This is a genomic window from Novosphingobium mathurense, assembly GCF_900168325.1.
Taxonomy (GTDB): Bacteria; Pseudomonadota; Alphaproteobacteria; order Sphingomonadales; family Sphingomonadaceae; genus Novosphingobium; species Novosphingobium mathurense.
Map to the genome: position 1 here is coordinate 154,845 of NZ_FVZE01000004.1, position 25,752 is coordinate 180,596.

General features: G+C 62.8%; 21 protein-coding genes. 7 read left to right on the forward strand and 14 right to left on the reverse strand.

All coding sequences use genetic code 11. The annotated features are described in order from the left end of the window. Positions 1-41: 41 nt before the first annotated feature. The 5 genes from B5483_RS13945 to B5483_RS13965 all read right to left on the reverse strand — a co-directional run bounded on the left by B5483_RS13945 (position 42) and on the right by B5483_RS13965 (position 8,783). Complete coding sequence (locus B5483_RS13945) at positions 42-1,334, reverse strand: APC family permease (RefSeq protein ID WP_079730816.1); 1,293 nt, start codon at positions 1,332-1,334, stop codon at positions 42-44. Further along, the gene (locus B5483_RS13950; RefSeq protein ID WP_245829220.1) at positions 1,331-2,851 is read right to left on the reverse strand and encodes a S10 family serine carboxypeptidase-like protein; all 1,521 of its coding nucleotides are present in this window, start codon (positions 2,849-2,851) and stop codon (positions 1,331-1,333) included. The genes B5483_RS13945 and B5483_RS13950 overlap by 4 nt, the downstream gene beginning before the upstream one ends. Beyond that, positions 2,848-3,924, reverse strand: coding sequence for a pyridoxal phosphate-dependent aminotransferase (locus tag B5483_RS13955; protein WP_245829223.1), 1,077 nt, complete (start codon positions 3,922-3,924; stop codon positions 2,848-2,850). The genes B5483_RS13950 and B5483_RS13955 overlap by 4 nt, the downstream gene beginning before the upstream one ends. Before the next feature lie 184 nt (positions 3,925-4,108). Further along, positions 4,109-7,141 carry a TonB-dependent receptor domain-containing protein gene (locus B5483_RS13960; protein WP_054945348.1) on the reverse strand — a complete coding sequence of 1,011 codons (3,033 nt, stop codon included), beginning with the start codon at positions 7,139-7,141 and terminating at the stop codon, positions 4,109-4,111. A 145-nt stretch (positions 7,142-7,286) separates the two neighbouring features. After that, on the reverse strand, positions 7,287-8,783 hold the full coding sequence (locus B5483_RS13965; RefSeq protein WP_245829225.1) for a S10 family serine carboxypeptidase-like protein: 1,497 nt from the start codon (positions 8,781-8,783) through the stop codon (positions 7,287-7,289). A 204-nt stretch (positions 8,784-8,987) separates the two neighbouring features. On the opposite strand from B5483_RS13965, the gene B5483_RS13970 reads away from it, so the two are divergent. The 3 genes from B5483_RS13970 to B5483_RS13980 all read left to right on the forward strand — a co-directional run bounded on the left by B5483_RS13970 (position 8,988) and on the right by B5483_RS13980 (position 12,528). Continuing rightward, positions 8,988-10,241, forward strand: a complete 1,254-nt coding sequence (locus tag B5483_RS13970; protein WP_245829228.1) for an aminotransferase class V-fold PLP-dependent enzyme — start codon at positions 8,988-8,990, stop codon at positions 10,239-10,241. 8 nt (positions 10,242-10,249) lie between these two features. Further along, positions 10,250-11,764 carry a S10 family serine carboxypeptidase-like protein gene (locus tag B5483_RS13975; RefSeq protein ID WP_245829231.1) on the forward strand — a complete coding sequence of 505 codons (1,515 nt, stop codon included), beginning with the start codon at positions 10,250-10,252 and terminating at the stop codon, positions 11,762-11,764. A gap of 131 nt (positions 11,765-11,895) precedes the next feature. Further along, positions 11,896-12,528, forward strand: coding sequence for a (d)CMP kinase (locus B5483_RS13980; protein ID WP_079730818.1), 633 nt, complete (start codon positions 11,896-11,898; stop codon positions 12,526-12,528). A 77-nt stretch (positions 12,529-12,605) separates the two neighbouring features. Here B5483_RS13980 and B5483_RS13985 read toward each other — a convergent pair whose 3' ends face one another. The 6 genes from B5483_RS13985 to B5483_RS14010 all read right to left on the reverse strand — a co-directional run bounded on the left by B5483_RS13985 (position 12,606) and on the right by B5483_RS14010 (position 18,598). Further along, positions 12,606-13,484, reverse strand: a complete 879-nt coding sequence (locus B5483_RS13985; RefSeq protein WP_079730819.1) for a Rossmann-like and DUF2520 domain-containing protein — start codon at positions 13,482-13,484, stop codon at positions 12,606-12,608. A gap of 53 nt (positions 13,485-13,537) precedes the next feature. Further along, positions 13,538-14,704, reverse strand: a complete 1,167-nt coding sequence (locus tag B5483_RS13990) for an acyltransferase family protein (RefSeq protein ID WP_079730992.1) — start codon at positions 14,702-14,704, stop codon at positions 13,538-13,540. 174 nt (positions 14,705-14,878) lie between these two features. After that, positions 14,879-15,706: an SDR family NAD(P)-dependent oxidoreductase gene (locus B5483_RS13995; protein ID WP_054945352.1), complete on the reverse strand. Its 828-nt coding sequence runs from the start codon at positions 15,704-15,706 to the stop codon at positions 14,879-14,881. Between the two features lie 33 nt (positions 15,707-15,739). After that, positions 15,740-16,234 carry a VOC family protein gene (locus B5483_RS14000; protein ID WP_079730820.1) on the reverse strand — a complete coding sequence of 165 codons (495 nt, stop codon included), beginning with the start codon at positions 16,232-16,234 and terminating at the stop codon, positions 15,740-15,742. Beyond that, on the reverse strand, positions 16,231-17,604 hold the full coding sequence (locus tag B5483_RS14005) for an aromatic ring-hydroxylating oxygenase subunit alpha (protein ID WP_245829234.1): 1,374 nt from the start codon (positions 17,602-17,604) through the stop codon (positions 16,231-16,233). The genes B5483_RS14000 and B5483_RS14005 overlap by 4 nt, the downstream gene beginning before the upstream one ends. A gap of 283 nt (positions 17,605-17,887) precedes the next feature. Next, positions 17,888-18,598, reverse strand: a complete 711-nt coding sequence (locus B5483_RS14010; protein ID WP_231634569.1) for a TetR/AcrR family transcriptional regulator — start codon at positions 18,596-18,598, stop codon at positions 17,888-17,890. Between the two features lie 121 nt (positions 18,599-18,719). Here B5483_RS14010 and B5483_RS14015 point away from each other — a divergent pair, with 121 nt between their 5' ends. Then, a complete protein-coding gene (locus B5483_RS14015; RefSeq protein ID WP_079730821.1) occupies positions 18,720-19,601 on the forward strand; it encodes an SMP-30/gluconolactonase/LRE family protein in 882 nt (293 codons plus the stop codon). Further along, positions 19,598-20,389, forward strand: coding sequence for an enoyl-CoA hydratase/isomerase family protein (locus B5483_RS14020; protein ID WP_079730822.1), 792 nt, complete (start codon positions 19,598-19,600; stop codon positions 20,387-20,389). Before B5483_RS14015 ends, B5483_RS14020 begins: the two co-directional genes overlap by 4 nt. Before the next feature lie 18 nt (positions 20,390-20,407). Here B5483_RS14020 and B5483_RS14025 read toward each other — a convergent pair whose 3' ends face one another. Beyond that, positions 20,408-21,028 (reverse strand): DJ-1/PfpI family protein, encoded by a 621-nt coding sequence (locus B5483_RS14025; RefSeq protein WP_079730823.1) that lies wholly within the window; start codon positions 21,026-21,028, stop codon positions 20,408-20,410. Positions 21,029-21,340: 312 nt separating this feature from the next. On the opposite strand from B5483_RS14025, the gene B5483_RS14030 reads away from it, so the two are divergent. Then, positions 21,341-22,321 (forward strand): NAD(P)H-dependent flavin oxidoreductase, encoded by a 981-nt coding sequence (locus B5483_RS14030; protein ID WP_054945357.1) that lies wholly within the window; start codon positions 21,341-21,343, stop codon positions 22,319-22,321. Between the two features lie 77 nt (positions 22,322-22,398). Next, a complete protein-coding gene (locus B5483_RS14035) occupies positions 22,399-23,295 on the forward strand; it encodes a glucosamine inositolphosphorylceramide transferase family protein (protein ID WP_054945358.1) in 897 nt (298 codons plus the stop codon). On the opposite strand, the gene B5483_RS14040 is transcribed toward B5483_RS14035, so the two are convergent. Further along, entirely contained in the window at positions 23,204-24,358 is a 1,155-nt protein-coding gene (locus tag B5483_RS14040; protein ID WP_079730824.1) for a glycosyltransferase family 4 protein, read from the reverse strand. The two genes, B5483_RS14035 and B5483_RS14040, sit on opposite strands and share 92 nt — an antisense overlap. Then, on the reverse strand, positions 24,355-25,716 hold the full coding sequence (locus B5483_RS14045; RefSeq protein ID WP_245829237.1) for a lipopolysaccharide biosynthesis protein: 1,362 nt from the start codon (positions 25,714-25,716) through the stop codon (positions 24,355-24,357). The genes B5483_RS14040 and B5483_RS14045 overlap by 4 nt, the downstream gene beginning before the upstream one ends. Positions 25,717-25,752 lie beyond the last annotated feature (36 nt).

Genomic DNA, 25,752 nt, shown 5'->3' on the forward strand with positions numbered 1-25,752 from the left:
TTGGATGGGGGGCTGCCTCGGGCAGCCCTTCTTTACCGGACTTACTTGCGCCGCAGCCAGTACCAGGCGGCGCCCAGCAGGCCCCAGACCAGCAGAAGTGCATAGGGCCGCCAGTCGGCTTCGAACCCGACCATCACTAGGGCTGCGGCACAGATCGCACCTGCTCCGGCAAGCACAGTCATGCGTCGGCGCGAAGGGCGGAAGCTGGCGCTGGCATGAAGCTCGGGATGACCGCGGGCGACGCGCAGGGCGCAAAGGCAGATGCTTGCGTACTTTACCAGGTTGGGAATGTTGACCGCCAGGAACAGGAACGTCAGTTCCATCGGCAGCAGAAGCCCGGCGCATCCTATCGCAAAGACCGCGAGCAGGGCGATGTGGGGCACGTGCCAGCGCGGGTGTACGCGGGCCAGGGCGCGTGGCAACACGCCGGCCTGTGCCATCGCGAAGAGGCTGCGGCTGAACATGGTGAAGATGGCGTTCAGGCTTGTGCCGATCGCCACGATGGCTGCGACGACGATCACCGGCACGGCCAGCGGTCCCATGAAGCGCTTCGCCACGTCGAGGATCGGCGCCTGGCTGGCTGCAAGCGGCTCGGCACCCATGACCGTCAGGGAGACGAAGGCGACCGCGGTGTAGAGCAGCGTTGCCGAACCGATGGCAAGGGCAATGCCCAGGGGAATGTTGCGGCGTCCTTCGGCGACTTCCGAGCCGGCTTCGGTGGCTGCTTCGATGCCGAAGAACAGCCCCATCAGCAGCGGAGCCGCGGCAATCGCGCCATGGATGCCATGGGGAAGGAACGGCTCCAGCCGGGCCGGTTCAACAGCGGCGATGCCGCCCCAGAGCGTGAAAAGCGCAAAGAGGACGACGAGCGCGCCGATCATCAGCGTCTGCGCGCGGGCCGCGATGTGAACGCCGAACAGGTTGGCAAGCAACGCGAGGAGCAACACTGCGAACATGGTCGGCTTGACCGGTAGGGGGACAAGCATCGAGACATAGCGCACGAGGACTAGGGCCAGCACGACCATCGCCCCCATGTTGGCGACGATGCGCATCCACGCGATGAAGAAGCCGAGTGCCGGATGAAGATAGCGAGAGGGCCAGACGAAACTTGCGCCCGAAACCGGGTCGGCTGAACCGAGAAAGGCGTAGCTTACCGCGATCAGGTACATCGGCAGAGCGGCGACCAGGACTGCGAGCAGCATCGCGGGCCCGGCAAGTGCGGTGGCCGGTGAAATCGCCGAGAAGATCGATACGCCAACGGCGGTGCCCAGGCCCATGGACACGACGCCCCACAGGCCGATCCCCTTGCGCAAGGCGTGGTCGGGAGTGCTCACCGGCAGGTATCCGCCTTCACGAAGGCGGCAAGGTCCGACTGGAAACGCGCGCGACTGGTGTCATCGGAATAGAACACGTGGCCGCCGACATAGCGCTCGTTGCGATAGCGACTTTCAGGAAGGCCGGACTGCGCGAAGAGGTAATCCGCAGCGCCGATCGTCGTCGTGGTGTCGTAGATGCCGGTGCCGACGAAAAGGCGCAGGCACTTGTTCGTCTCTGCATGCCTTTCCACGACCGACATGAACGGCCAGTCGGCAAAGGGGGAATCTGCGCTGCCGTAGCTCCATTCGCCCTCGAAGCGCGCAATCACCTTGTAGCGGTCTGCGCCCGGAATGTGCAGGGACGCGGAAAGGTACCTGAGCATGGCATTCTGGTAGGCATCTGAAATCGTTGAAGCGGGATCGCCCGGCATGAAAGTCGCCACGTCGTCGGGACGTCTGGCGACGTATCGCGCGTCGTAACGCCCGGTGACTTGTCCCTCGCTGCGAAGCAGTTCGACGCGGAAGCGTTCCTTGGAAATGCGCAGGTCGTTGGCCAGGTAGAATGCGGCGGGAATGCCCGTCAGGTCCTCAAGGCGCTGAGCCAGGCGCGCGCGGTCGGCCTGCGGAAGGTCGCGCCCCCTGTACAGGGCGGGCAAGTATTCGTTGCGGGCAAATAATGCGGCTTCGGCCGTGATCGTCTCGGCGGTACAGGACGATTTCAACTTGCCGTGATAGCAGGCGATTGCGGCGAGCGTGGGCAGCGAGACGGCATAAGTGACGACGTTGTCGGGACGCTGCGAGGTCTCGATCATGTTGAGCGCCTGCCCAAGCAGGACGATGCCCCGCATGTTCGCGGAAAGACCGAGCTTGTCCAAAGCATCGAGCATGCCGACGGCGCGGATCGTTCCGTAGCTTTCACCGAGTAGATAGATCGGGGCCCCGCGCCGACCATGACTTTCGAGCCATTGGCGAACCAGATCGGCCGCCGCCGCCGCGTCGCCTTCGACCGACATGTAAGGCGTGAACGCCGATCCCTCCGGGCGGGTCGAGAAGCCGGTTCCCGGCGGATCGATGAAGACGATGTCCGCCAGGTCGTAGATCGACGTCGGACCGGTCATCGAACCGACAGGCGCATTCGCACTTGCCGTCGGATCTTGCGCCAGATGCGCCAGCGAAGGGCCGAGCAGCCCCATCTGCAGGTATGCTGAGGATGCGCCGGGGCCGCCGTTGAAGGCGAAGATGACCGCACGATTGGCCGCAGGTTTCTCCCGGGTATAGGAGAGATAACCGGCAGTGGCGGGGGCTGCCCCGGTGCCTGCAGAGACGGTGTAAGTCCCGCTTTCGACGTGTAGTGGTTTCGCGAAGCCTTCCGGCTTGGCCTGCGTATCAAGAAGGACCTTTCCGGCCTGCGGTTCTTCCGCCTGTACCGTCATCGATCCGCACATCACTGCAATCGTTGCCAGCGCGGCGAACGCATGAATGCGCCGCCGCGCTGGCTCGGTGCGACCCGAGGAATGCAGTGATGCCTTGATCATGTCCTGTGCTTCGTCCGGTTCTGCTCGCGGTAGGTCAGGAGACTGTCCGTAAGCGCCTGAAGCCCATAGTCCAGTCGCGAAGGCTCCATCGCGAAACCGAGGCGGACATGGCCCGGTGCGCCGAAGTATTCTCCGGGCGCCACCAGAACTCCGCAGCGGTCGGACAGCCAGCGCGAGAAACCGAGGGTATCGGAGATACCGACAAGGCGCGGGAACGCGATGCAACCATGTTCGGGCAATGCGCCTTCGACCAGCTCGTGCTCGCGCCAGTGATCATGATAGGATTCGATGATCGGACGGGCCTGGGCCAGAACCGAGAACGTGTTCTCGCGAAAGTCGACGGGATCTTCGACAACCAGCGCGGCTATGCAGTGGGCAAGGTTCGAGATCGCAAACTCGACCTCGCTTGCCAGATCGCGGATCGGTGCGACGATAGCGGCATCGCCGACAATCCAGCCGCAGCGCAGGGTGCTCAGCCCATAGATCTTGGTCAGGCTGCTGACGGAAAGAAACCGTTCGGAAATGCCTTGGGAAGCCGCCGGGGTAAATTGCTCGCCGGCATAAGGACCGTAGACTTCGTCGAATACGAAGACGACATTGTGCCGCTCGGCAATGTCCGCAAGCGCGTTGAGAGTTTCGCGTGCAATCAGGATGCCGGAAGGGTTGTGCAGATTGGAAAGGACGACGAGCCGTGTCCTCGGCCCGATCGCTGCTTCCAGCGCCTGTGGATCGACGGCGAAGTGGGGAGCAGGTCGCTCGAAAGTATCGACGGCATGGCCGGACGAGGCTGCGAGATTGGCAAAAAGATCGAAACAGGGATTTTCGACCAGGATGCGATCGCCGTTGGTGAGAAGAGCGCGGTAGATCAGGGAGAGGGCACCGGTCGCGCCGGTGGTGGTTAGCACCTGGTCCTCCCCGACCCGGTATTCCTGCGCCAGCGCGGCGACCAGATAGGGATTCCCGCGGACGAAAGTACTGGCGTAACGCGAGGTGACTTTCTTCTCGAAGCCTTCGAGAATGACCTCGCGCAGCAGCGTCGTGGGCTCCGGCACCGAGCTTTCGAACAGGCTCACCAGCAGGTTGCGCGAGTTGCTGTTGCGGACGATCGATTCCCTGATCCACCGGGCATATGACGTACTGGTTCGGAGGGAGGGGCTTGCCGCCATTGTGATCGTGTCTGCCGGATAGATTGGGGGTGAGTTGACCAAGGCGACGCCGGGCGTTGGGAGGAGAGTTTAGCCCGGCGCCGCCAGCCCGTTACATCTTCAGCTTTGCGCCTACCCAGAAGCGACGTCCGAGGATGTCGCCATAGGCAATCTGCGGGTAGGACGGCTGTTCGTCGGTAAAGTTGTCGATGCCGGCGCGGAAGGTCATGCGACCGGTATCCCACTGCATCGAGATCGAGTGCGTCAGGTTGCTGTCGAGCCGCGGATTGGGATTGTTCTCGATCGTGGCGTAGTAATCGGCCCGCGTCGCATCGAGATAGTAGGCCTGATAGCTCACCTTGACCGGACCCTTCGTCCAGTCGAGGTTGAAGCGGCCTTCCCAGGTCGGCTTGAGATAGGTGTTGTCGGTGCGCGTGAAGGTCTCACCCGTCACCGATGTGGTCAGCAGCGTGTTGTGCGTCGCATTCACGCCCAGGTGGATGGTGCCCAGATTGCCCGGCATGAAGACGTAGTCGAGCGCATAGACTTCACCGCGGTACTTGACGACGCCTGCATTGAAGGTCGTCGAAGTGCCGGTGACGATCGTGCCGCCGGGGCTCACGCCATCCGACGCGGCAAGCCGGGTGAAGGCGTTGCAGACCGCGGGGTCCGGATCGGTATTGTCATAGCAGGTCGCAGTGAAGTTCTCGGTCACGAAGGACGACAGGCCGTCCTTCAGATCGATCTCGATGCGATCCGCGCTGATCGTCAGGCCGGGGATGAACGCCGGCTGCAGGACGATGCCGTACGTGAAGGTGTCCGAAATCTCGTTGCGCAGGGCCGGGTTGCCGCCGGTGGTAATGGTCGCGCGTTCGAAGTTCTCGGCCGGGTCCTGGAAATTGGCGAGCCGGTCGGCGGCGCTCAAGCCGGCATTGGTGCCGTCGGCCTCTACGCCGTAGTTCGGGTTGGCTTCGAACAGGGCAAGACAGTTGGCATAGCGAACCGAAGGATTGGGGCCGCTGGTGATGCGGTCGGAATCGCACGGATCGGCGCCGACCGAGCCAAGTTGGGTCGATGAAGGCGCGAACAGCTGCGCCAGCGTGGGAGCGCGGAAGTTGCGGCTGCGCGAGACGCGAAGGGTAATGCCGTCGACCGGCTGCCAGCGCAGGCCCAGATCCCAGACCTGCTCCTTGCCGGCGATGGAATTGTCGACAAGGCGGCCTGCGGCGCTGGCTTCGAGCATCTTGACGACGGGAACGTCCATGGCCCGGTCGACCAGCGGGATCAGCAGCTCGGCCGAGACCTCATCGGTGTTGTACCCGGCTGACTGGCCGACTTCCATCGTGCCGCCGCCGAACAGGCCCTGCTGGTTGGCAGCCAGCGGCGTGTACCGGGCCTTTTCGTCGCGGTGCTCGTAAGCCACGCTGAACTTGGCTGCGCCGGCAGGCAAGAAGAACAGGTCGCCCCCGAAGGTCGCGAGCAGGTCGACCTGCTCGTTGACATAGTCGAGCCCGGCGCGGACGCTGACGTATTTCTGCGCATCGGCACTGACATTGCCGTTGCCGAACGGATTGATCGGCGCGCAGGACGGATCGTCGTTCGCGGTATCGGCATCGGCGTTGATCGCGCAAACGATGTTGCCGCCCGAAAGCACGGCATTGATGGCATTGCTGTACTTGGCGTTGTCGACTTCCCAGCGCCGCTGCGAACCCTTGACCCGGGCATAGCTGCCCGAAACCGACCAGTAGAAATCGCGATCGCCGACCGAGAAGTCCCCGTCTGCGCCGAGGAGCGCCCGGTAAGTGTCGGTCTTGTATGTCTGAACGTTGTCAGGGGTCAGGTCGTAGAAGTACTTCGAGAGGAACAGAGGCGCCCCGAAGGCAAAGCCCGGATTGGCTGCCGAAAGTGTCGCCTTCGCGGAATCGCTCAGATAAGGGTTGTTGATCGTGAAGATCACCGGCCCGGCGTAAGTACCATAGTTGAGGATCGTGCGGCTCTGGCCCTGGGGAAGCTCGGTGCCCTCGGTACGGGCGTAGAGCAGCTCGGTGCGCACGGTGATGGCATCGGTCAGGTCATAGTGGGCGATGACGTTGCCGGTGAAGCGCTCGAGGCCCGTACGCAAACCCACCAGGTTGTTGTAGGCGAAGCCGTCGCCGCCGCTGGCGAAGGGAATGCCGACCTGGCTGCCCGGGTCGAAGGCCACGAGGTCGCCGCTGGGGGCGAACTGCAGAGGCGTTCCGTCCAACTGCGTGAGGAAGCGCGTGAAGGGCGCAGGCGTATTGAAGACGACGCCGTTCGAATTGAATTCCCAGAAACGCGCGTCGAGCAATTCCTTGCGCGAGGGAAGCCCGTCATTGGGCCCGGTATCGTTGGGGTTGGTGACGGTCAGTCGGCCAAGCGCGGAAAGCGGCCGTGCATCGTAGCGCAGAAGCGGGGACTTCGCGTAGTTCAGATCGATCGCGATATTGCCGCGATTATCGGCAAAGTTGGTGCCGGCGGTGCCGCGGAAGCTGTACGTGTGATAGTCGCCACGCGACGAAATGCCATTCTGAGCGTCGAGTTCGATGCCTTCGAAGTCCTGCTTGAGGACGTAGTTGACGACACCGGAGATCGCATCGGAACCGTAGACGGCGGCGCCGCCGCCCTGGACTACTTCGACACGTTCCAGCAGGCCGAGCGGGATTATGTTGGCGTCGACCTGCGCGTCGCCCTGTCCGGTTGCCGCCGAAGTCGTGACCATGCGGCGGCCGTTGAGCAAGGTCAGCGTGCGCCCGGTGCCAAGGCCGAAGAGGTTGGGATACTGCTGGCCCGATCCGCTGCCTTCTCCCGAGCCGTCGGCTTGGGCCAGCATCGGGCTGTTCGACGTGAGCTGGTTGAGCGCCTGCGATGCGCTGGTGTAGCCTCGATCCGAAATGACCTGTGCGTCGACGATGTCGAGCGGGGCGCTCTCTTCCGCACGGTCACGCCGGATGCGCGAACCGGTGACGATGATTTCGCCGGCATCGTCGCTCGCGACGGTTGCCGAAGCGATGTCCTGAGCGAATGCGGGCGCTGCGCTCGCAAGCCAGGCGGCTGTCGCGGTGGAGACCAGAAGCGCGGTTACCCCGGCGCTGTGGTTGCGGACTTGAGACTCCCTGCTGATCATCGAACTACCCCTCATGTTCCGTCTGCAATACGGCTTGTCTGGAAAGCAGATTAATCGAGATCGCGAGGCAGGATGTTGCGAACTTGTGCTGAAGGGGTATGGCCTGTGCATTGCGCAATCGACGATCCGGGCCTTTGAGAAATTTTTATTCCAGCTTTCGGGCATCGTCCGCATTGGTGAAGAACGATTTGAGGTCATCTGCAAATTGCACAGCCTCTGCCGAATCCTCGTACATCATGTGGCCGCCGCGATAACAGTGGGTGTCGATCTGCTTCGCCAGTGGCGCAGGAAATCGATTGGCTGCCTCGCGATTGGCCGCGCATCCATTGAGTGAATCGTAGAGACCTGTGGCGACAAGCACGCGCATGGTCGGTGACATTTCCAGCGCGCGCAGGACCCAGGGCTGCGATGGGCTTGGCGGTCCTTCACCCGCCATGGCCCGGGCAAGGGACTCCTTCGTGATCGGGGCCTGATCGTACTGCCAGTCTCGGCCCACCGGCAGTGCCGGAACTTCGATGCCGGCGTACTTGCCGTCCCGGAATCCCAGGGCCCGGCGATAGTAGGCAAGAACTGCATCGGCACCCGAGTCTCCTTCCTCGGCTTGGGTTCGGCGCATGTCGAAGATGCCCAGAGTCTTGCCCTCGTCGGCCAGCAGTCCCTGGCGAAAATCGCGCGGTGAAACCCAGAGCGTGGCGCTATCGATCCGGCTCGGCGCCAAGCCCATGAACCGTGCAAGACCGGTCACGACTTCCTGCCGTTGCCGAAAAGTGAGCGATTGTGGGGCGGCAAGGGCGGGGTACCAGACGTCCCGCGCCCACAGTTCCGAACTGGCGAGGGCGCCGGCGGGATCGGCGGACAAGGACGTATCGAGCTTGCCGAGGGCAAGGGCGGTCGCCGTGCGATTGGGCAAGGAGAGGGCTCGCATCAGGGCGCGATCCCGCTCCTCACCCATGGGAATGCCGCCGGAGATCAGTGCTATGCCGGCAACGGGCTGGCCGACCTGCAGAAGGGCTTCGGCGACGCCCGATGCCCTCCAGGTGCCGAAACTTTCACCAACCAGATAGAGCGGCGAGGCGGTGCGGCCCTGCGCAGCGAGGAAGCGACGGATGAATTGCGCGGTAGCGGCGATGTCGCCCGTCGTCGAATAGAGCGTCCTGGCCGCCTCGTCCGAACTGGCGCGGCTGAAGCCGGTTCCGGCGGGATCGAGAAAGACGAGATCGGCTGCGGGCAGGGGGCTGTCGGTATTGTCCGCCAGCTGGCCGGCCTGCAACGTTTTCGGGCCGAGCGCCCGGAAGTGCAGAAGTCGGGAATCCGCCCCGGGGCCACCGTTCCAGACGAAGGCGATCGGCCGCGGCTCATCCTTGTCCGAAGGCAGCATATAGGCCGTGTAGAACAGGTCCGCCAGTGGTCCATCCCGTGTGTCGGTAACGCGGATCGTTCCCGCGCAGGCGGTATATTCGACCGGACCCTTCTCCAGCGTGAGGATAGTTTCGGATCGCGTCGCATCGCCCGGGCATGACGGCGTCACCCGTCCCGCTTCGCCCCGTCCCGCTTCACTTCGCAATGGCGCAACATGTTGGCAGGCTGCAAGAGCGGCCAAAGCCAGAGACACGGTCAGGATGCGATAGGATTTGACGGGCATGGCTGATCTCTTGCTGCGGGTTGTCATGGCAGACTAGCGCCAGTGGTGCGGCAATTTTATGCACGAGTTGGCCTGAAGGTACGGATCGCATTCGGGTTTCTGGCATCTCGGCGCCAGGATGCGCTCAAATTCCGCAATTCTTATGCGCAAGTCTTTCCCTAGGATGTGGAAATGATCGAGCGTCCCGATTCGCAGCAGTCCAAAATGTCCCGCAGGAATGTTCTGCGCGGTTCGGCCATGTTGCCGCTTGCACCTGCGCTGACGGGTGGAGCCTTGTCGGCAGCGAGCGTTTCGCCGACTACATCGGCTACCGCTTCGCTGGCGCGACCCGGCGAATTTGCGCCGATGGACAAGCTCTACCTCGACTCCGGCACGATGCATCCGGTCCCGCTGCCGGCGAAGGCGTCGCTCGACGCCTATCTTACCGCGCGTGCCGAAACGCGCTCATGGCCGACCGAGGAAGTGGAAGGCCGGATCAAGACCGCCTTCGCGCGATTGATCAATGCAGCTCCTGAAGATCTTGCATTCGTGCAGAGTACGACGGCGGGCGAGCAGCTTGTTGTCGAAGCCCTCGATCTGCCCGCTGCAGGGGGTAGCGTGGTGACCGACACGCTGCACTTCTTCGGCTCGTTCTGGCTGTATGAGCAACTTGCGAAGCAAGGGGTCGATGTGCGCTGGATCAGGCCTGTCGACGGCCGCATCGATCCTGAAGCCTACGAAAAAGCGATTGGGCCCGGTACCCGCCTCGTCAGTCTTTCGCTCGTGTCGACCTACAACGGCTTCGAACACGACCTCGCCCGCATCTGTGAAATCGCGCATGCTCGTGGCGCCATGGTCTATGCCGATATCATCCACGCCGCAGGGACTGTGCCTATCGACGTGCGGGCGAGCGGCGTCGATTTCGCTGCCAGTGCCAGCTACAAGTGGCTCATGGGCGATTTCGGGCTCGGTTTCCTCTACGTTCGGCCCGACCGCCTGAAGGATCTGAAACGTCCGCGCTTCGGCTATTACCAGCTCGAACGGTTCAGGTCTCACGTCTACCCCTACGACAGTCCCGGGGAAACCGTCGCCGACATGGCCCCGCGCGACGACGCTGAGGGCATGTTTGCGATGGGAACGCGCTCGCACGGCGTCATGGCGCAGCTCGACTGGTCGCTGGCGCGCTTGCTCGAACTGGGCGTCGACCGGATCATGGCGCATCGCCAGCCTATGCTGCAACGGCTTCACGAGGCCTTGCCGCGCAAGGGCTATTGCGTCGCAACGCCTCGCGAATGCCGCAGCCCTCTGTTCACCTGTGTCTTGCCTGATGCCCATAAGCGCCTGTCCGAGCCGCTTGGGCAGGCCCGCCTGCACATCACGCTGAGCCGCAATCGCTTTCGCGTCTGTCCTTCCTGGTTCAACTCGATGGACGACATCGAACGCCTCATCGACACCTTGCCCATCCAGAAACCGGAATAACCAGCCCTATGCCTTTCAGGACCCTGCGTGCCAGCGTGATCGCGCTGAGCCTTGCCGTGATCCCTTCAGCATCCGTTTTCGCGCAAGACGAGAGCCTGCCGATGCCGCCGGTTTTCCTCAAGGCGATGGAAGCGATGGTGGAGCGCGACGCGCCGAGCGAGCGTGTCGTGACGACACGCCACAAGGGTGAATTCGGCGGTCGGTCGCTGCGCTACGATGCCATCGTGACGGAAAGCCCGGTCACCAACGACAAGGGCGAGAAGGCTGCTGTCCTTGTGACTTATGCCTATGTCGCGCGCAATGCCGGGCAAGCCGCGAAACGGCCGGTCCTGTTCATCTTCAACGGCGGCCCGGGCGCGTCCTCCTCGCCCCTGCATCTTTCGGCCTTCGGACCCGTGCGTATTGTCGATAAGGAAGGCGGACAGCCTCGCCTTGCGAACAACCCATTCAGCCTGCTCGACGTTGCCGACCTCGTCTTCATCGATCCGCCCGGCACCGGCACGAGCATGCCGATCAAGGGCATCGATGCGACGAGCCTGTTTTCGGTAGATGGCGATGCACGGGCCGTTGCCGATGTCGTTCAGCGCTGGCGCGAGGCCAATGGGCGCACCGATTCCCCCTTTGCACTGGTGGGCGAGAGCTACGGGACCGCGCGTGCCCTTGCCATCCTCAACGCCGAGAACCAGGCCGATCAGCCATTGCCCGATGGCGTGGCGCTCCTGTCCCTTTCGATCGGAGACAGCAGCGGGCCAATCGTTTCGGACGTCACGCTGCTGCCGACCCTTGCCGCGGTTGCCTGGTATCATGGTGCGGTCGACCGGCAGGGCAGTTCGATCGAGGAGCATTTCGCGCAGGCCCGGGCCTTTGCGGAAGGCGACTATGCCAGGGCCCTGATCGCAGGTGCATCGCTTGCCCCTTCCGAACGTGCGCGGATCGCGCAGCGCCTGTCGGGTTTCATCGGCCTGCCTGCAGCGAAGCTGGAACAGGACGGACTGCAACTCGACAAGCCAGGGTTCATGCTCGGACTGCTGGCCGACAAGGGATTGCGGACGGGGCAACTCGACGGCCGGGCGACGAGGGCCATCGCCGAGTCCAACATGCACCCGCCTTTCGACGATCCGTCGATGACACTTGGTGCAGAGACCGGTGGCCTCATTTCCGAATATATCGAAAAGCAGCTCGGCTATGCTCTGCCGAGCCCATACCGAACGCTCAACCTCGGGATCAACTTCAAGTGGAACTGGGGGCGCGGAGAAGTCTACAGCACCGTGCGCTTTGCGCCTTATCTGGCCAAGGCGATGGAGGCCAAACCCGGCCTCAAGCTGATGACCGTTGGCGGATACTACGACATCACCACGCCGATTGCGGCAGGCCTGTTTGCCCTGGATCATGCCGGAATCGGCCCTGACAGGCGGACCTCGAAAGCCTATGCTGCCGGTCATTCGGTTTTCGAGGATGAGGGCGAACTGGCACGCCTCGCTACTGACATGCGGACATGGGCGAAAACCCTCGGGAAACCTTGAGAGGTAGGTCCCTTGGCGGGCCTTGCTGCGCGATCGAAGTAATGCTCTCGCGCCGGTAATTGGCAAGCATTGCAAAGCCTGCTGCAGATCCCATCTTGATGGGGTGAGAACAGTCAGGAGGCGAAGAAGTCATGCTTATCGCCGTTGATGGTCCTATCGGATCGGGGAAAGGTTCGATCGCCAGGGGACTCGCGTGGCATTTTCAGGTGCCGTACCTCAAGACCGGGTTGCATTACCGCGCAGTTGCGCGGCAGGTCATCCTCAACGGGGGCTGTGTCGATAACGAGGACGACGCGCTGGCGGCCTGCGATTTTCCGATGGGGTTGTTGGGTGAGCCGCACTTGCGCTCCGAACTGGTCGCGGACCTGGCCAGTCGCGTCGCTGTGTTCCCCTCGGTGCGGCAGGCCCTGTTCCAGCGACAATGGGTCTTTGCGCACAGGAAAGGTGGCGCTGTCCTTGAAGGCCGCGACATCGCCACCGTTATCGCGCCCGATGCCGATGCGAAGATCTTCGTTACCGCCAATCCCGACATACGCCTGCGCCATCGCTTCAATGAGCTGCTCGAGATGGAATACCCCATCGAGCTCAAGGAATTGGCTGCTGAAGTCACCGCGCGCGACTTCAGGGACGAGAGCCGCGAGCAGGCGCCCCTGCGCATGTGCAGGGATGCGATCCTGATCGACACGTCGGCTCTATCCCCGCGCGACGCGATCTCGACGGCAGTCGACCGGATCCGCAAAGGACCCCGCAACCAGTTGCATTGAGAACTGTGTAGCGGTCCGCTCCCGCACTGGAATGATCGACAAGGTTCCGGATGATGCGCAGTTGTAGCCGACAGGGCTCAGTAGAGCTCCGAGCGGACCCCGCCGAGCGGTAGGGGCGCTCCTTCAGTCTCCAGTTCATCCACTGTTGCCAGGGCCATCGCGCGATAGGCCGGCAGGACCTGCGGGCAATGTTCGACAAGGGCTGCGATATGCCGGCCGATCGTTTCGCGGTCACCTCTCAGCACCGGACCGGAAAGCGCATCGAACCCACGTGCAAGGCTGTTCTCCAGCGCAGCGCGCACGAGCGGGGTCAGCATGGCATAAGGTTCCTCCACTCCCGCGGCGGAGAGGATGTGCGAGGAACCGGCTAGCAGGGTCACGAGGTGATTGGCCGCGTGGCACAAGCCTGCGTGGTATAGAGCGCGACGGTCTTCGGTGACCTCCGCTGCGACGCCCCCCAGCTCGGCGACGATCTGCCTGGCCATGTCCCACGCGCGGTCGCTAGATCCGGTGATAGCGAAGTAGGCGCCTGTCATTCGCGTTACTTCCTCCTGCGGATTGCCGGTGAAAGTCATGGCCGGGTGAATCGCCGCGGTCAGCGCGCATTTTTCGCGCAGGGGATCGAGCACGGCTGCGCCGCTGCGGCCGCTGACATGGAAGACGAAGGGCATATGTCCGGCAGGGATGAGGGTTGCCATCTTCTCGATGACGGAGGCGACAGCATCGTCGGAGACGGCGATCGCGATGATGTCGCTGGCTTCAACGAGATCGGCCATCGTATCGCTTGCATGGGCCTGCCTTCCGATCCGCGATACGGCCTCTTCGCGTCCGGTGGCGGTACGCCCCCAAATCAGCGGCGGGGACAAGGTGTTTGCGCCGAGGCCAAGCGCGAGCGCCTGAGCGACGCGTCCCGTGCCGATAATGCCGATCCGGCGATTTGCAGAATTGCCCGTCATGCCCGGGCTGTACCAGCCTGATGGCCGTTCATGCGAGAGGAGATTATTGTTTCTCAACCCAGGTGGGCAGGACTTACCGGCTCTGCCGGGGCAGCATTTGCCAGGGGCGATACAGCAGCCGGTTTGCGTGCCTTGAGCCGTCCTCCGCTCAGCATCTCGGCCAGGCCCGGCGCGCACCATTGCAGGAACCGTCCGATGGCAACGATACAGACGAGCACCATGACCGGCTGAAGCAGCAGGTAGACCGGATAGGCTGGCGCCCCGAGCTTTCCGAAGATCTGGCCGAGCAGCGGGCCAGCCAGCCACATGAAAACGAGGTGACCGCAGAAGATGAGGAAGGCGAAAGGCTCTATCTTCAGAAGCAGGCTGCGGGCTGGCGACTTCGCAAGAGCCCATGCCAGGCGCCAGAAGAACAGCGATGCCGTGACGCGCATCACTAGGTCGAAGCTGGCGATCAAGGCGCCGGTTCTGGGCATATCGGGCGCCATGACCAGCCAGAGCTGAACCGGCAAAAGTACCGCAAAGGGAGCGATGGCAAGGCCGAGCGGCCAGGCCGCCGCGCGTTCGGCAAGGCCGGCGCGGCGGGCGGCGATCCCGAGGCCGAAGAACATGACAATGGCCGGGCGCAGGATCAGCGGCGCGCCGAATCCGAACACCTGACCAGCTGCAGCCAGTGCGATCACCAATGCCAGAGACCGGCCGCTCATGCGCAACAGCATTGGCGCCATGACCATGCACACGAAAAGGTCGCGCAGGAACGGCATCTGCACGTTGACGTCGGGATTGCGGGTGAGGATGAAGACTTCCTCCAGAACCCAGCTGACCGAAGGCGGCGTCGGGGCGGGAAGGGTGAACAGCCAGGCGGTTCCGCAGACCAGCACGAGCGCTATCACGTTCCATGCAATCATCGGCACGACGATCGTGCGCGCCTTGCGTTCGACATGTGCCAACCAGTTGCGCGTTCTGGGTGAGCCGGCAACGAGCCAGCCCGAAATCAGCCCGAGCAGGGGCACTGCGCTGCGCCCGAAGGCTTCCATCAGGAACCAGCGCAGGTTTTCCTGCGCCGTCCCGCGAGCCAGTTCGAGATCGTGGCCGCCGAGCCCTGTCCAGGCGTGAACGTACACAACGCCCAGGATGCAGATCACCCGGGCGATGGAAATCGCATCATGGCTCAGGACGGCCCGTGAGCCGAACCTGTCGACAGGACGAGTTTCATGAATTCGTGCGGACAAGTCATCCAATCCCGGTTCTCGAACCGTTGCACGAAGAGCAGTTGGACGCGAATTGCCACTGAAATCTGGCACGCTGCCCGGGAAATCGGGTGAGACGCCCAAGCTGTGCAGCTTGGGCGCTAACCATCCATCTCGCGGAAATCAGCGACTGCTGACCTGCGGTCAGTACTTCACGTTACGGGTGAAGCCCCCGTCGACCGTGAGGTTCACGCCCGTAATCCAGGAGGCGCGAGCCGAGGCCAGGAACAGCACGGCATCGGCGATCTCGTCCGGGCGGCCGAAGCGTCCGGCAGGATGTTTGGTGCGGTTTGCCTCGTAGTAATCGGGCATTTCCTTTTCGAGGAAGCCCCAGCTACCGTCCGGAATGTAGACCGGACCAGGGCAGACACAGTTACAGCGAATGCCGTCTTTCATGTAATCGATAGCAAGCTGATGCGTGTAGTTGATCAGCGCGGCTTTCATGGCGCCATAGCTCAGGCCGGCTTCGCCGAAAGCGTGGTTCTCGATGGCGGTGATCGTCGACATCTGGACGAAAGCGCCAGCGCCGGCTGCCTTCAGGTGGGGCAAGGCTGTGTCGAACATTGCGACGGCGGACAGCAGGTCGACGTTGTAGTTGATGTCCCAGCCCTTGCGGCTGCGGGGGATGCCGCCCAGTGCGCTGGCGTTCGAGACGACGATGTCGATCCCGCCCATGTCCGAAGCGGCCTTTTCCACCCATTGGGTGACCTGGTCGAAGTAGCCGCAGTCTACTACCGAACCATAGACCTCGCCTCGCGAGGACAGCGCTGCCACGGCATCTTCCACGCCGTCACCATGGAGTGGGTTGGCGAACACGCTTTCATCGCTGGGATTGTTCTCAACCGAGCGCGCACGCCGTCCGCAGAACGAGACTATCGCACCCTCGTCGAGGAACTGCTCGACAATCTTGCGCCCGATGCCGCGGGTGGCAGCGCTGACGATTACCTTCTTGCCCTTCAGCTCGAGGTCCATTCTTCTCTCCCGATTTGCTGTTATCGCGCCGGCTCAGATCGGCTCGACGTTGTCGTTTTCGTGTATTTCCATGATCTCGAAAATGTTGCCGAAGTAGTCGCGACCGTAAGTGGCTGCGTACCCGACCTTTGTGCCGTTCTCGTCGACCGAGATTGTCGAGAGATCGGGCGGCGTGTGAAACGTCAGGCCAGCTTCGACCATCTTCTCGTATACCGCCTGGATGTCGTCCACCTGCAGCCCTATGTGGGTGTAGCCGTTAAGGTTGACGGGACGGTTCGCATCGACTGGCGGCGACTTGGGGCTGAGATATTCGAAGACTTCGATATTGACGTTTTTCAGGCGGGCCATGAACGACTTCGCCGACGACCGGTCCAGCCCGACGATGGCGTCGATCCACGCATTGCCCGGTTCCCACTCGGCCGTGGAGACTTCCTCGGCGCCCAGCAGGTCGATGTAGAACTTGCGGGCAATGCCGATGTCCGGGACCGACAGGGAGACATGATGGACTGCCTGGAGGTGCTCTTTCACTTGAGGCCCTCCAGATACTTGTCGAGCGTATCGTGCAGGTGGCGGATGCGCGATTCCTGGTAGATCGACAGGGTCTCGGCTCCCTTGCCGCTCGCGTACATGCCTTCGCGCTGCCAGCGCATGATGTCGGTATCCTGATCGAGCACGCTGGCCAGAAACGCGTCCATGCTTTCAACGGCAGTGAAGCTGTCGTGTTCACCGATTACCTGGACTTCGGCGACTTCGTAGTCTCCGTCGAGCGGCTTGGGATGAAGGACGTACTGGTCGAAAGTGGAGCGGTCGCGGTCGTGACCGTCCGGCCTGAATTGCTGGACGAGGCACAGGCCCGGCGCCGGATAGACGAGCAGGTTCGGGAAGACGTGGTACTTCAGCGAGTCGATCATCTCCGGCACTGAATGGTTCGAGTAGTCGAGGCCGTACTGGTCCTGCATCTGTTCGCGAAGCTGCTGCGCCATGACCCAGCGGGCGGTCTTGCCTTCAGGCACTTTCGCGCGATCGCCCACCATCTTGCCATCGCCCACCAGCATCGTGTCGAGCAGGTCCTGTTGGCTCATCTGCTGTCTGGAGGTCGGGCTGGGGGATGCCATCGCACACAGATCGCGGCTGACGTGATCCGAGAAGATATCGTGCTGCATGTTGTGGTCGCCCACCACATTCGTCATCTCGGGGTGAACGTAAGGGGTGTGGTAGGCCTCCATGAAAGCTTCCATCGACAACTTCCAGTTGCCCGGCAGATGCTTGCGCACATGGGTTGCGACATACCAACCGGTGAGGTCCCAGTTCTTGAAGTGCTCCGGCAGCACCTCGAGGTAATCGACCAGCGGCGCAGCTTCGCTATCGAAGTTGATGAAGATCATGCCGTTCCAGCTGGCCACCTGAACTTCGGCAAGACCTGCACGCTCGCGATCGACCTGGGGGAACTCGAAGTCGCAGGGAATGGCTTTCAGCGAGCCGTCGAGGTTCCACTGCCAGTTGTGAAACGGACAGGTGATATTGGCCGACCAGCCGCAGGAGCCCGATGCCTTGAGCTTGGTGCCGCGGTGGAGGCAGGAATTGTAATAGGCTTTCAGCCCGCTTTCACTGCGAACGATCAGAACGGACATGCGGCCGATGTCGTAGACGAAATAGTCGCCGACTTCCGCGACATGTTCCTCGCGGCAGGCGAATTGCCAGACGCGCTTCCACATGCGCTCCATCTCAAGTTCGAAGAAGTCGGGATCGGTGTAGCGCGCAAATGGTATGTCGCGCAGGTTCTGCTTCGGATTCGACTGCTTTGCGAGAACCTCGGGCAATTCTCCGTCACGTCTTGCTACGTCGGCCCAAGTATTGCCCGGATAGCGATCGCGCATGATCTTCTGGATATCGTTCATGAGCCTTGTCCTCTCCCAAGAGTAAAGCTACAAAAATGAATATGAACTCATGTTCTGTTTGATCGGAGAATGAAGGGAGATGCGGCGTGGGTCAACAAGGCAAAAGGATAGGGTGGGGCCGGAAAGCCGGTGCGGCCGAATCGACATGCTCACTCAGCCGTCAGAACTGCATCCCGAATTCGATTCAGCGCGAGTGCCCTCCTGAGTGGAATCGGGGGCGACCCGGGAATTTCGCCTGTGCGGCAACGGCGGCAAGTCAGGAAGCTAGGTGCGCGGGGCGCCGTTATTCCTCTATGCCCAGATACCGCAGGGACATCTTGAATGCCTCTTCAGCAAAGGCCGTGTCGGTTACTTTCAGACCCTCGCCCAGTTCGCCACCTGCCGGCAAGACCGACCAGACTACGGCGCCCCGGATAATCGAATGGAGGTAAAGCACCTGCCTGCGCAATTGCGCCGCATCGCGCTCGGGCATCTTCTCAACGAGTCGGTCGGCGATCAGGCTTGCGACGATTTCGTTGGCGCCGCTCTGGTCCTTGTGCACGTTCGGGTCTTCCAGCCGTCTGCGCTCGATCAGGCGAAGCAGTCCGGAATCGACGGTGAAGGCACTGAAGACGATGTCGAGGTGAAGTCCGATCAGTTCTCGCGGGCTTGCGGCAAGCGCTTCGGCAGAGGTGCAAAGCTCGCTGATCTCACGCATCCGGCAAGTTCGGTATCCCGATACTATCGCCGTCAACAAGGCCTCCTTGTCGGCGAAATGCTGGTAGACGGTTCCGACCGGGACGCGCGCATGCTTGGCAATATCGGATACGCGCGTGGCATCGAAGCCGGATTCCGAGAACAGCGTCACGGCCGAGGTCACGATGCGGCTGAGCGAATCCCGGCTGCGCTGCTGCTGGGGCTTGGTGAAAATCTCGCTGCTTTCCATCCAGCGGACGGGGTCCTGCTCGAAGGCGATGGAGCCAAACGGGGCGTCGGATACACGATGCAAAATCACTTCAACGACCTAGCGGGGCGCGGCCGCCTTGACCAGCGCTGCCGAAACCGGGGCGCACCTGACACATTCGCGAAGTGCAAGCGACAGCCAGTGCGTGGATAACGCCAGTCGGGAGAGACTTATGCAAACAACCCAGGTCACTGATTTTGAATTGATCGCGCAAGGCTTCGATTTCGTGGAAGGACCGCGCGTATCACCCGAGGGCGACATCTGGTTTGCCGACCTCACAGGCACTGGCGTGTTCCGCCAAAGGGCCGGGCATGAACTGGAATCCATGATCCCCGGAAGACAATGGGTAGGCGGAATCCTTTTCGACGAATCGGGAATGGTTCTGTGCAGTGGACGGGACGGAATCGTCGCCCTCGATCCGGACAGCGGAAAGACGCGCGAGATACTCACCCACATCGAAGACAGGCCTGTCATCGCGGTCAACGATATGGAAGGAGACGGGCGCGGAGGGTTCTTCGCCGGGACGATCGATTTCGTTTCGATCATGGAAAAGGGTGAGGCCCCTTCGCCGGGGCTGTTCTTCCACATGTCGGCGGACGGCGCGATTACGGTTCTGCGCCGGGATGTATTTGCGTCCAACGGGATCGCCATGAGCCCGTGCGGAAAGTGGCTTTATCACTCAGAGACTTCGCGCGGTATCTGGCGCTATCCGCTGGGACCGGATGGCATGCCGGGCGACGCAGAGCTGCTTGTCGGACTGGAGGACAGCGACGGTCTGGTCGCCGATGAGCAGGGCAATCTCTGGCTGGCTTGCTGGAGCAGCGGAAAGCTCATGCAGTTTTCGGCTGATGGGACGTGTCTTGGAGCCTTGGGTTTCCCCTATCCGCATATAGTCAGCCTTGCCTTTGCCTCGGACGATCCATCGAGTCTGGTCATCGCGACAGGCGGTAACGCCGATGTCCCGCAGGCCGGTGCCGTATTGAGAATGAAAGTCGATGTCCCTGGACTGCCCGGCGCGCTGACTCGGTTGAAGGTTCTGGAGGAAAATCTGTGATCGAACTTGAAAAGCTGGACCAGGGCATTGCCGTCCTTACGCTGGACCGCCCGCAGTCGGCCAATGCACTGACCTTGCCCATGGTTGCGCGCCTGCGCTCGACCATCGCGGCGTTGAATGACGACAGGCAGGTTCGCGTCCTTGTGCTTGCCGCTCGCGGCAAGGCGTTCTGCGCCGGTCTCGATCTCAAGGAAGTGCTCATGGGCGAAGACGCGCCGCAGGGCCCGATCGAGAACATGGATCTGCAGGAACGGTTCGCCGGATTGATGAGCGAAGTGGCAGGCGCCAGGTTCCCGGTCGTCGCCGCGATCAATGGTGCGGCGGTGGGAGCCGGGATGGGCCTTGCATTGGCAGCCGATGTCAGGATCGTGGGGCCAGGCGCAAAGTTCCTCGTAGGCGCGGTCAAGGTTGCGCTGAGCGCGGGCGAATGCGGCATCAGTTATCACCTCCCGCGCCTGATCGGTGGCGGAAGGGCTTTCGAAATGATGCTGACCGGCCGCGCTGTCGATGCCGGCGAGGCCCATGCGATTGGCCTTGCCACGACACTGGCGGGTGAGGAAGACCTGCTTGACGCTGCTTTGAAGGTTGCGCGGCAGATCGCTGCCAACAGCCCTTATGCCATCAAGCATACCAAGCAGGTCATGCACGCGAACATCGATGCGCCCGGCCTCGAGGCGGCACTGGAATTGGAAAACCACGTCCAGTGCCTTGCTCTTGGAACCGAAGACTTCAGGGAAGCCTGCCGGGCATTTGCCGAGAAGCGCGTGCCGCAGTTCACGGGGCGTTAGGGGGCGCAGGCCGTGTGGTCAGGCGACGACAGCGAATTCTCCAGCCATTGCCTTGCTTACAACGGAGACGGCACGCGCGACATAGTCGGCCTTTTCGCCGACCGGGGCGACGTAGTGCATGGCTTCTTCCGCCTCGCGCATCGAGGCTCCACGTGCGATGAGCCATGTCGCAAGGTACTGCGAAGCAAGGCAGCCACCCGCCGTCGCCACGTTGCCGTTCACGACGAAAGGAGCGTCGACGACGTTGACACCGGCCTCGATGACCCAGGGCTTGGTGGTCAGGTCGGTGCAGGCGGGCAAGTCGCCGATCAGGCCGAGCCGGGCGAGAAGCAGGGTGCCGGAACATTGCGCTCCGATGATCTGTCGCGCGGGATCGAGGGTGATCTGCGCCAGCAGCCCGGCATCCTCTGCAATTTCGCGCGTCCTGATGCCGCTGCCGATCAGCACGGCATCGGCCTCGGCTGCGAATTCCAGAGGCTTCTGGCGGTGAACAGTCACACCGTTCATCGACGTGACCTGCTCGTGCGGCGAAGTGATGTGCGCCGCCCAGCCACGCGCCTTCATGCGATTGAGGATGGCGGCCGCCACGAACGAGTCCAGTTCATTGAACCCATCGAAGGTGAGGACCGCTATCTGCACGAATGTCTCCTGTTGGCATGTTCACAATGATCCGGGTGCCATGGCACGAAGATGGCCATTATGCACGTCGGGACTGAACCCGGGTCTCTGATGACGATGAACTACGCACATGCCGCGGTGAGCATCGTGCATCGGCAATGCGCTGTCTGGATTTGCGTGTTGTGACGTTCGCACGATGGCGAATCGCTTTCTTGAACGGCCTCCACCGGAGGTGGGGTGATTGACGGTTTCGGGCGTCGGTTCCTCGGTCGGAGGACCGGTGCTGCAAATGCGCGCAGCGACAGGGCGCGTAATCATGAGAGAGGTGAATTAATGGCGCTCAAGACCAGGATTACCGAACTGCTGGGTATCAAACACCCCGTTGTCCAGGGGGGCATGATGTGGGTCGGTCGTGCCGAATTGGCCTCGGCGGTTTCCAATGCCGGCGGTCTTGGCATCCTCACGGCGCTGACCCAGCCCACGCCGGACGACCTGCGTCGCGAGATCGATCGCTGCCGGTCGATGACCGACAAGCCCTTTGGCGTGAACCTGACGATCCTGCCTTCCGTCAGTCCACCGCCTTATGCCGAGTATCGCAAGGCGATCATCGATAGCGGCATTACCATCGTCGAGACTGCGGGCGGCAAGCCGCAGGAGCATATCGACGATTTCAAGGCTTACGGCATCAAGGTCCTGCACAAGTGCACGTCTGTCCGGCACGCGCTTTCGGCTGAGCGGATGGGGGTGGACGTTATCTCGATCGACGGCTTCGAATGCGCCGGGCACCCGGGAGAGGACGATGTGCCGGGGCTGGTCCTGATCCCTGCCGCTGCGGACAAGGTGAAAGTGCCGATGCTCGCGTCCGGAGGTTTTGGCGATGGGCGCGGGCTTGCTGCGGCGCTGGCACTGGGCGCAGACGGTATCAACATGGGCACCCGTTTCTGCGCCACGCGCGAAGCGCCCATCCATGAGAACGTCAAGCAGTTCATCGTCTCCAACGATGAACGCGCAACGAACCTCATATTCCGCAAGTTCCGCAATACCGGGCGTGTCGCCAAGAACAGCGTATCGGACAAAGTCATCGAGATTTCTGCAGCTCCCGGTGCCGAGTTCAAGGACATCCAACCTCTCGTGGCCGGTGCGAAGGGGCGGCTGGCGCTGGAAACCGGCGATCTCGATGCCGGGCTGGTCTGGGCGGGGCAGGTTCAGGGGCTGATCCACGACATACCGAGCTGCGATGAACTGGTGGACCGGATCGTGACCGATGCGGAACGGATCATTCGCGGCCGGCTTGGGGCGATGCTGGAGGGCTAATACGCGCAGGTCCTGCCCCGGTCGGTCTGGCGGCCGCAGGATTGCGCAGACGCGTGCCCCTGCTAAGGCGTTTCGCCATGCCAAGACGTAAGGATATCTGGACTTGCGGGATCGCAATGCAGCCGGTCGAAGCGGTGCTGGAATCCGGCATCGCCGCGGACAAGGTGCGCTGGCTCGGTGCCGAACCCGAGTTTACATTCCTTGCCGATCCCTTCGGTTATCGCTTCGGCGACCACCTGCACCTTTTCGCAGAACAGTACGATTATCGCACCCGGCATGGTGTCATCGAAAGGCTCACCTTCGATGGCGGCTTCGACCTTGTGGAACGCAAGCTCGTCCTGCGTGAGCCCTGGCATTTGTCCTATCCTTTCGTGTTCGAAGGGGAGGGGGCCACCTGGATGTTGCCTGAAGCGCACCGCTCGGGCCGTCTGACACTCTATCGTGCCTGCGGCGAGCTTGAGGACTGGCGTGCGGAATGCGAAATCGCGCTTGATTGCGTGCCGGTCGATGCCTCGATCCTGCGCTACCGGGATCGCTGGTGGCTGCTCTATTCATCAGCGGCAAGCAAGGCCGACAAGCTCGGCTCGCTGCATGTCGCCTGGGCTGAAACGCTATGCGGGCCATGGACGCCGCATCCCGGAAACCCCGTCAGGCTGGACAGGGCTTCCTCACGGCCCGGCGGGACGCCGGTGCTGCTTGGTGACAGGATCATGCTGCCGGTGCAGGACTGTGTGCGCACCTATGGCGCCGCGATCCGGCCCTTGTGGATCGACCGGCTGGACGAGAACGGCTTTCAGGCCGAGGCCGGAACACCGCTGACGGTGCCAGCCGATGCGCCGCAGCCTTGCGAGGGCATGCACACGCTGACGGCGTGCGGGGACGTTACCCTGTTTGACGTGAAGACGGTCGATCGCTCGCTTGCCGGGTTGGCGCTCGATCTTCGCCGCTCGCTGGGTGGATTCGCTGCCAGATAGCACGGCCCTTCGCTTCGAAGCGTTGCTTGGAAAAGCGGTCGAACATGTCAGCGCGTGCGGCCTTGCCCATCGCGGCCAGAGCGCTTGGATCGGACAGGGCTTGGCGCAGGGCCTTGGCCAGCGCATCGACGTCGCCCGGCGGTGCCAGCCAACCATTGCGCGTCGGAGCGATGGAGAAAGGTAACTCGCCCACGCTCGATGCAATCGTCGGGAGCGCCGCTGTCAGCGCTTCGTGAGCGGCAATGCAGAAACCTTCCGAACGCGAGGGCTGCAGGTAAAGGTGCTGGCCGGACAGGAAACCGCGCGGGTCGCTGGTATAACCGGCAAGCCTGAGGTTGGTTACGCCAGCTTGCGACGCCTGCGCCATCAGGGCGCTGGCCTGGTCGCCGTCGCCGGCGATGACGATTTCCACCGGGACGGATGGTTCGAAACCTTGGGTACGCAGGCGCGCCAGTGCGTCCACCAGCACATCATAGCCCTTCACCGGGTGAAGCCGGCCCAGACTGCCAAGGCGCAGCGGTTCTCCCGGCGTCCATGCCTTCGCTTCGGGCATGGCGGGATCGGCGAAGTAGATCGGCCAGGTCTCGAGGCGTCCGGCCGGAACCTTCAAGCGCCTTTCGGTGAGTTCGGCGACCGATTGCGAGTCCGCCACCCAGAGCTGGGCGCGGCCTTGCAACTGGCGCATGAGCCGCCGGTTCCACGGTTTGAGAAATGCTGCATGCTGCCATGAAACCACCGGCAGGCCGAGCAAGGGGCCAACGATCAGCCCGAGGATCGTGGCGCGGCTGAGCGATGTCCACAAGTGGGTCGCTCCCCAGCTACGCACTTCCTTCATGAGCCACCGGGCGGCGGCGAAGTGGTCGGTCTCACCGCCATCGCGCACCGCCGGTTCGAGCCCGGCGGCGACTATCGGTGGCAGCGCGCGGCCGTCACGACGGGTGAGCGCGAAGACGCGCACATCGGCACCGGCGCTGCGCAGGACTTGCGTTACCGCGGGAACCGGCAGGGCCGCTCCACCACCTTCGACGGAGTTGATGACATAGGCGATGCGCGGACGGGTCATAGCTTCCTGCTGCTGTGCCAGACGAAGTAGACCAGCAGGCTGCTGGCCAGCAGGGCTTGCCCCACGGCCTGGATGCCTGCGCCCATCAGTCCGTAGCGGTGGAGCAGCCAGGGCAGTACCGGAAGGAAGACGAGGCTGGAAAACAGGTTGGCGCTCATCGATCGGGCCGGGTGACCCAGCGCAGAAATCGCCGAAGTGCACGATGGCCCGATGAGGGCGATCCCGCGTGCGGCGACCAGCACGACCATCAGGCCAGACGCAGCGGCGAAGGCCGGGCCTGCCAGAAGTCCGACTATGGCAGCAGGGAAGGCCGCGACGATCACCACAACCGGAAGCGCGGCGAGCAGGCTGATCCCGACTACCTTGGCAAGGGTCTGGCGCAGCGGCTTGCCGCCGCCGCCGGCGGCGACGATGTGGGCCAGCTCAGCGTAAGAGGTGTTGCCCAGGATCTGTGCGGGCTGGGCAATGATGACGGTGGCGCGCTGGGCGACCGCGAAGAGGCCGGCCGAGGCAGGCCCCATGATCCAGCCGATGATGAGCGGTGCGATCCGTCCGGCCAGTTCGCTCAGCGTGACATCTGCATTGCTGGCGATCAGGAAGCGCCAGATGCCAGGGTTGTCCAGCGCGACGTCACCTGCCTGCGGGCTCCACAGGCTCGCGCCGAGGCGGCGGGCGGCGAACCACAGACCCATCGCCCACAGGACCGCGAATTCGGCCAATGCCGCCAGCAGCCAGACGACGAGGAAGGACTTGATGCCCCATCCGAAGGCAATCACGATCAGCGCGCCGCCGAGGCGGACGATGGGCTGGACGAGGTTATGAAGCCCGATCAGGTCGAACCGCCCGATCAACTGGAGATAGCCCGAAGGGGTCGAGCGGATCGAACCGAGCACGGCGAAGGAATAGACCTGTGCGAAAGCCATGGCCTTGGGCGGCCAGCCCAGCTGCGGCCCGACGAACTGCGCGAGCGCCATGGCAGAAACGATGGCAAGAGCGCCGGCTGCCAGTTCCACTCCGGCGCCAAAGCGCAGCAGCCGGCCGAGCCGGTGGTTGTCGCCTTCGCGATCGGCCTCTGCACCGTAGCGCACGATGGCTTGCCAGGAGGGAAATTCGATGATGCCGCAAACCGTCGTGACATAGGCGTGGACGAGCACGAGCACGCCGTACTCGGTAGGGCCGAGAAAGCGCGTTGCCAGAACAAGGTAGACGAGGCTGATCAGGCCCGCCCCGGCCTTGCCCCCCACGACGAGTCCAAGTCCTTTGAAAATACGCTGTATTCGGCCGACGTGCGGCTCGACATCAGTAGGCAAGTGGGAATCCCGGAATTGGTCAGTTTCGGCCTGCGAGGCGGGGCCCATTTGCAACAAATGTGTGCCCATGACCAGAGACTAGAT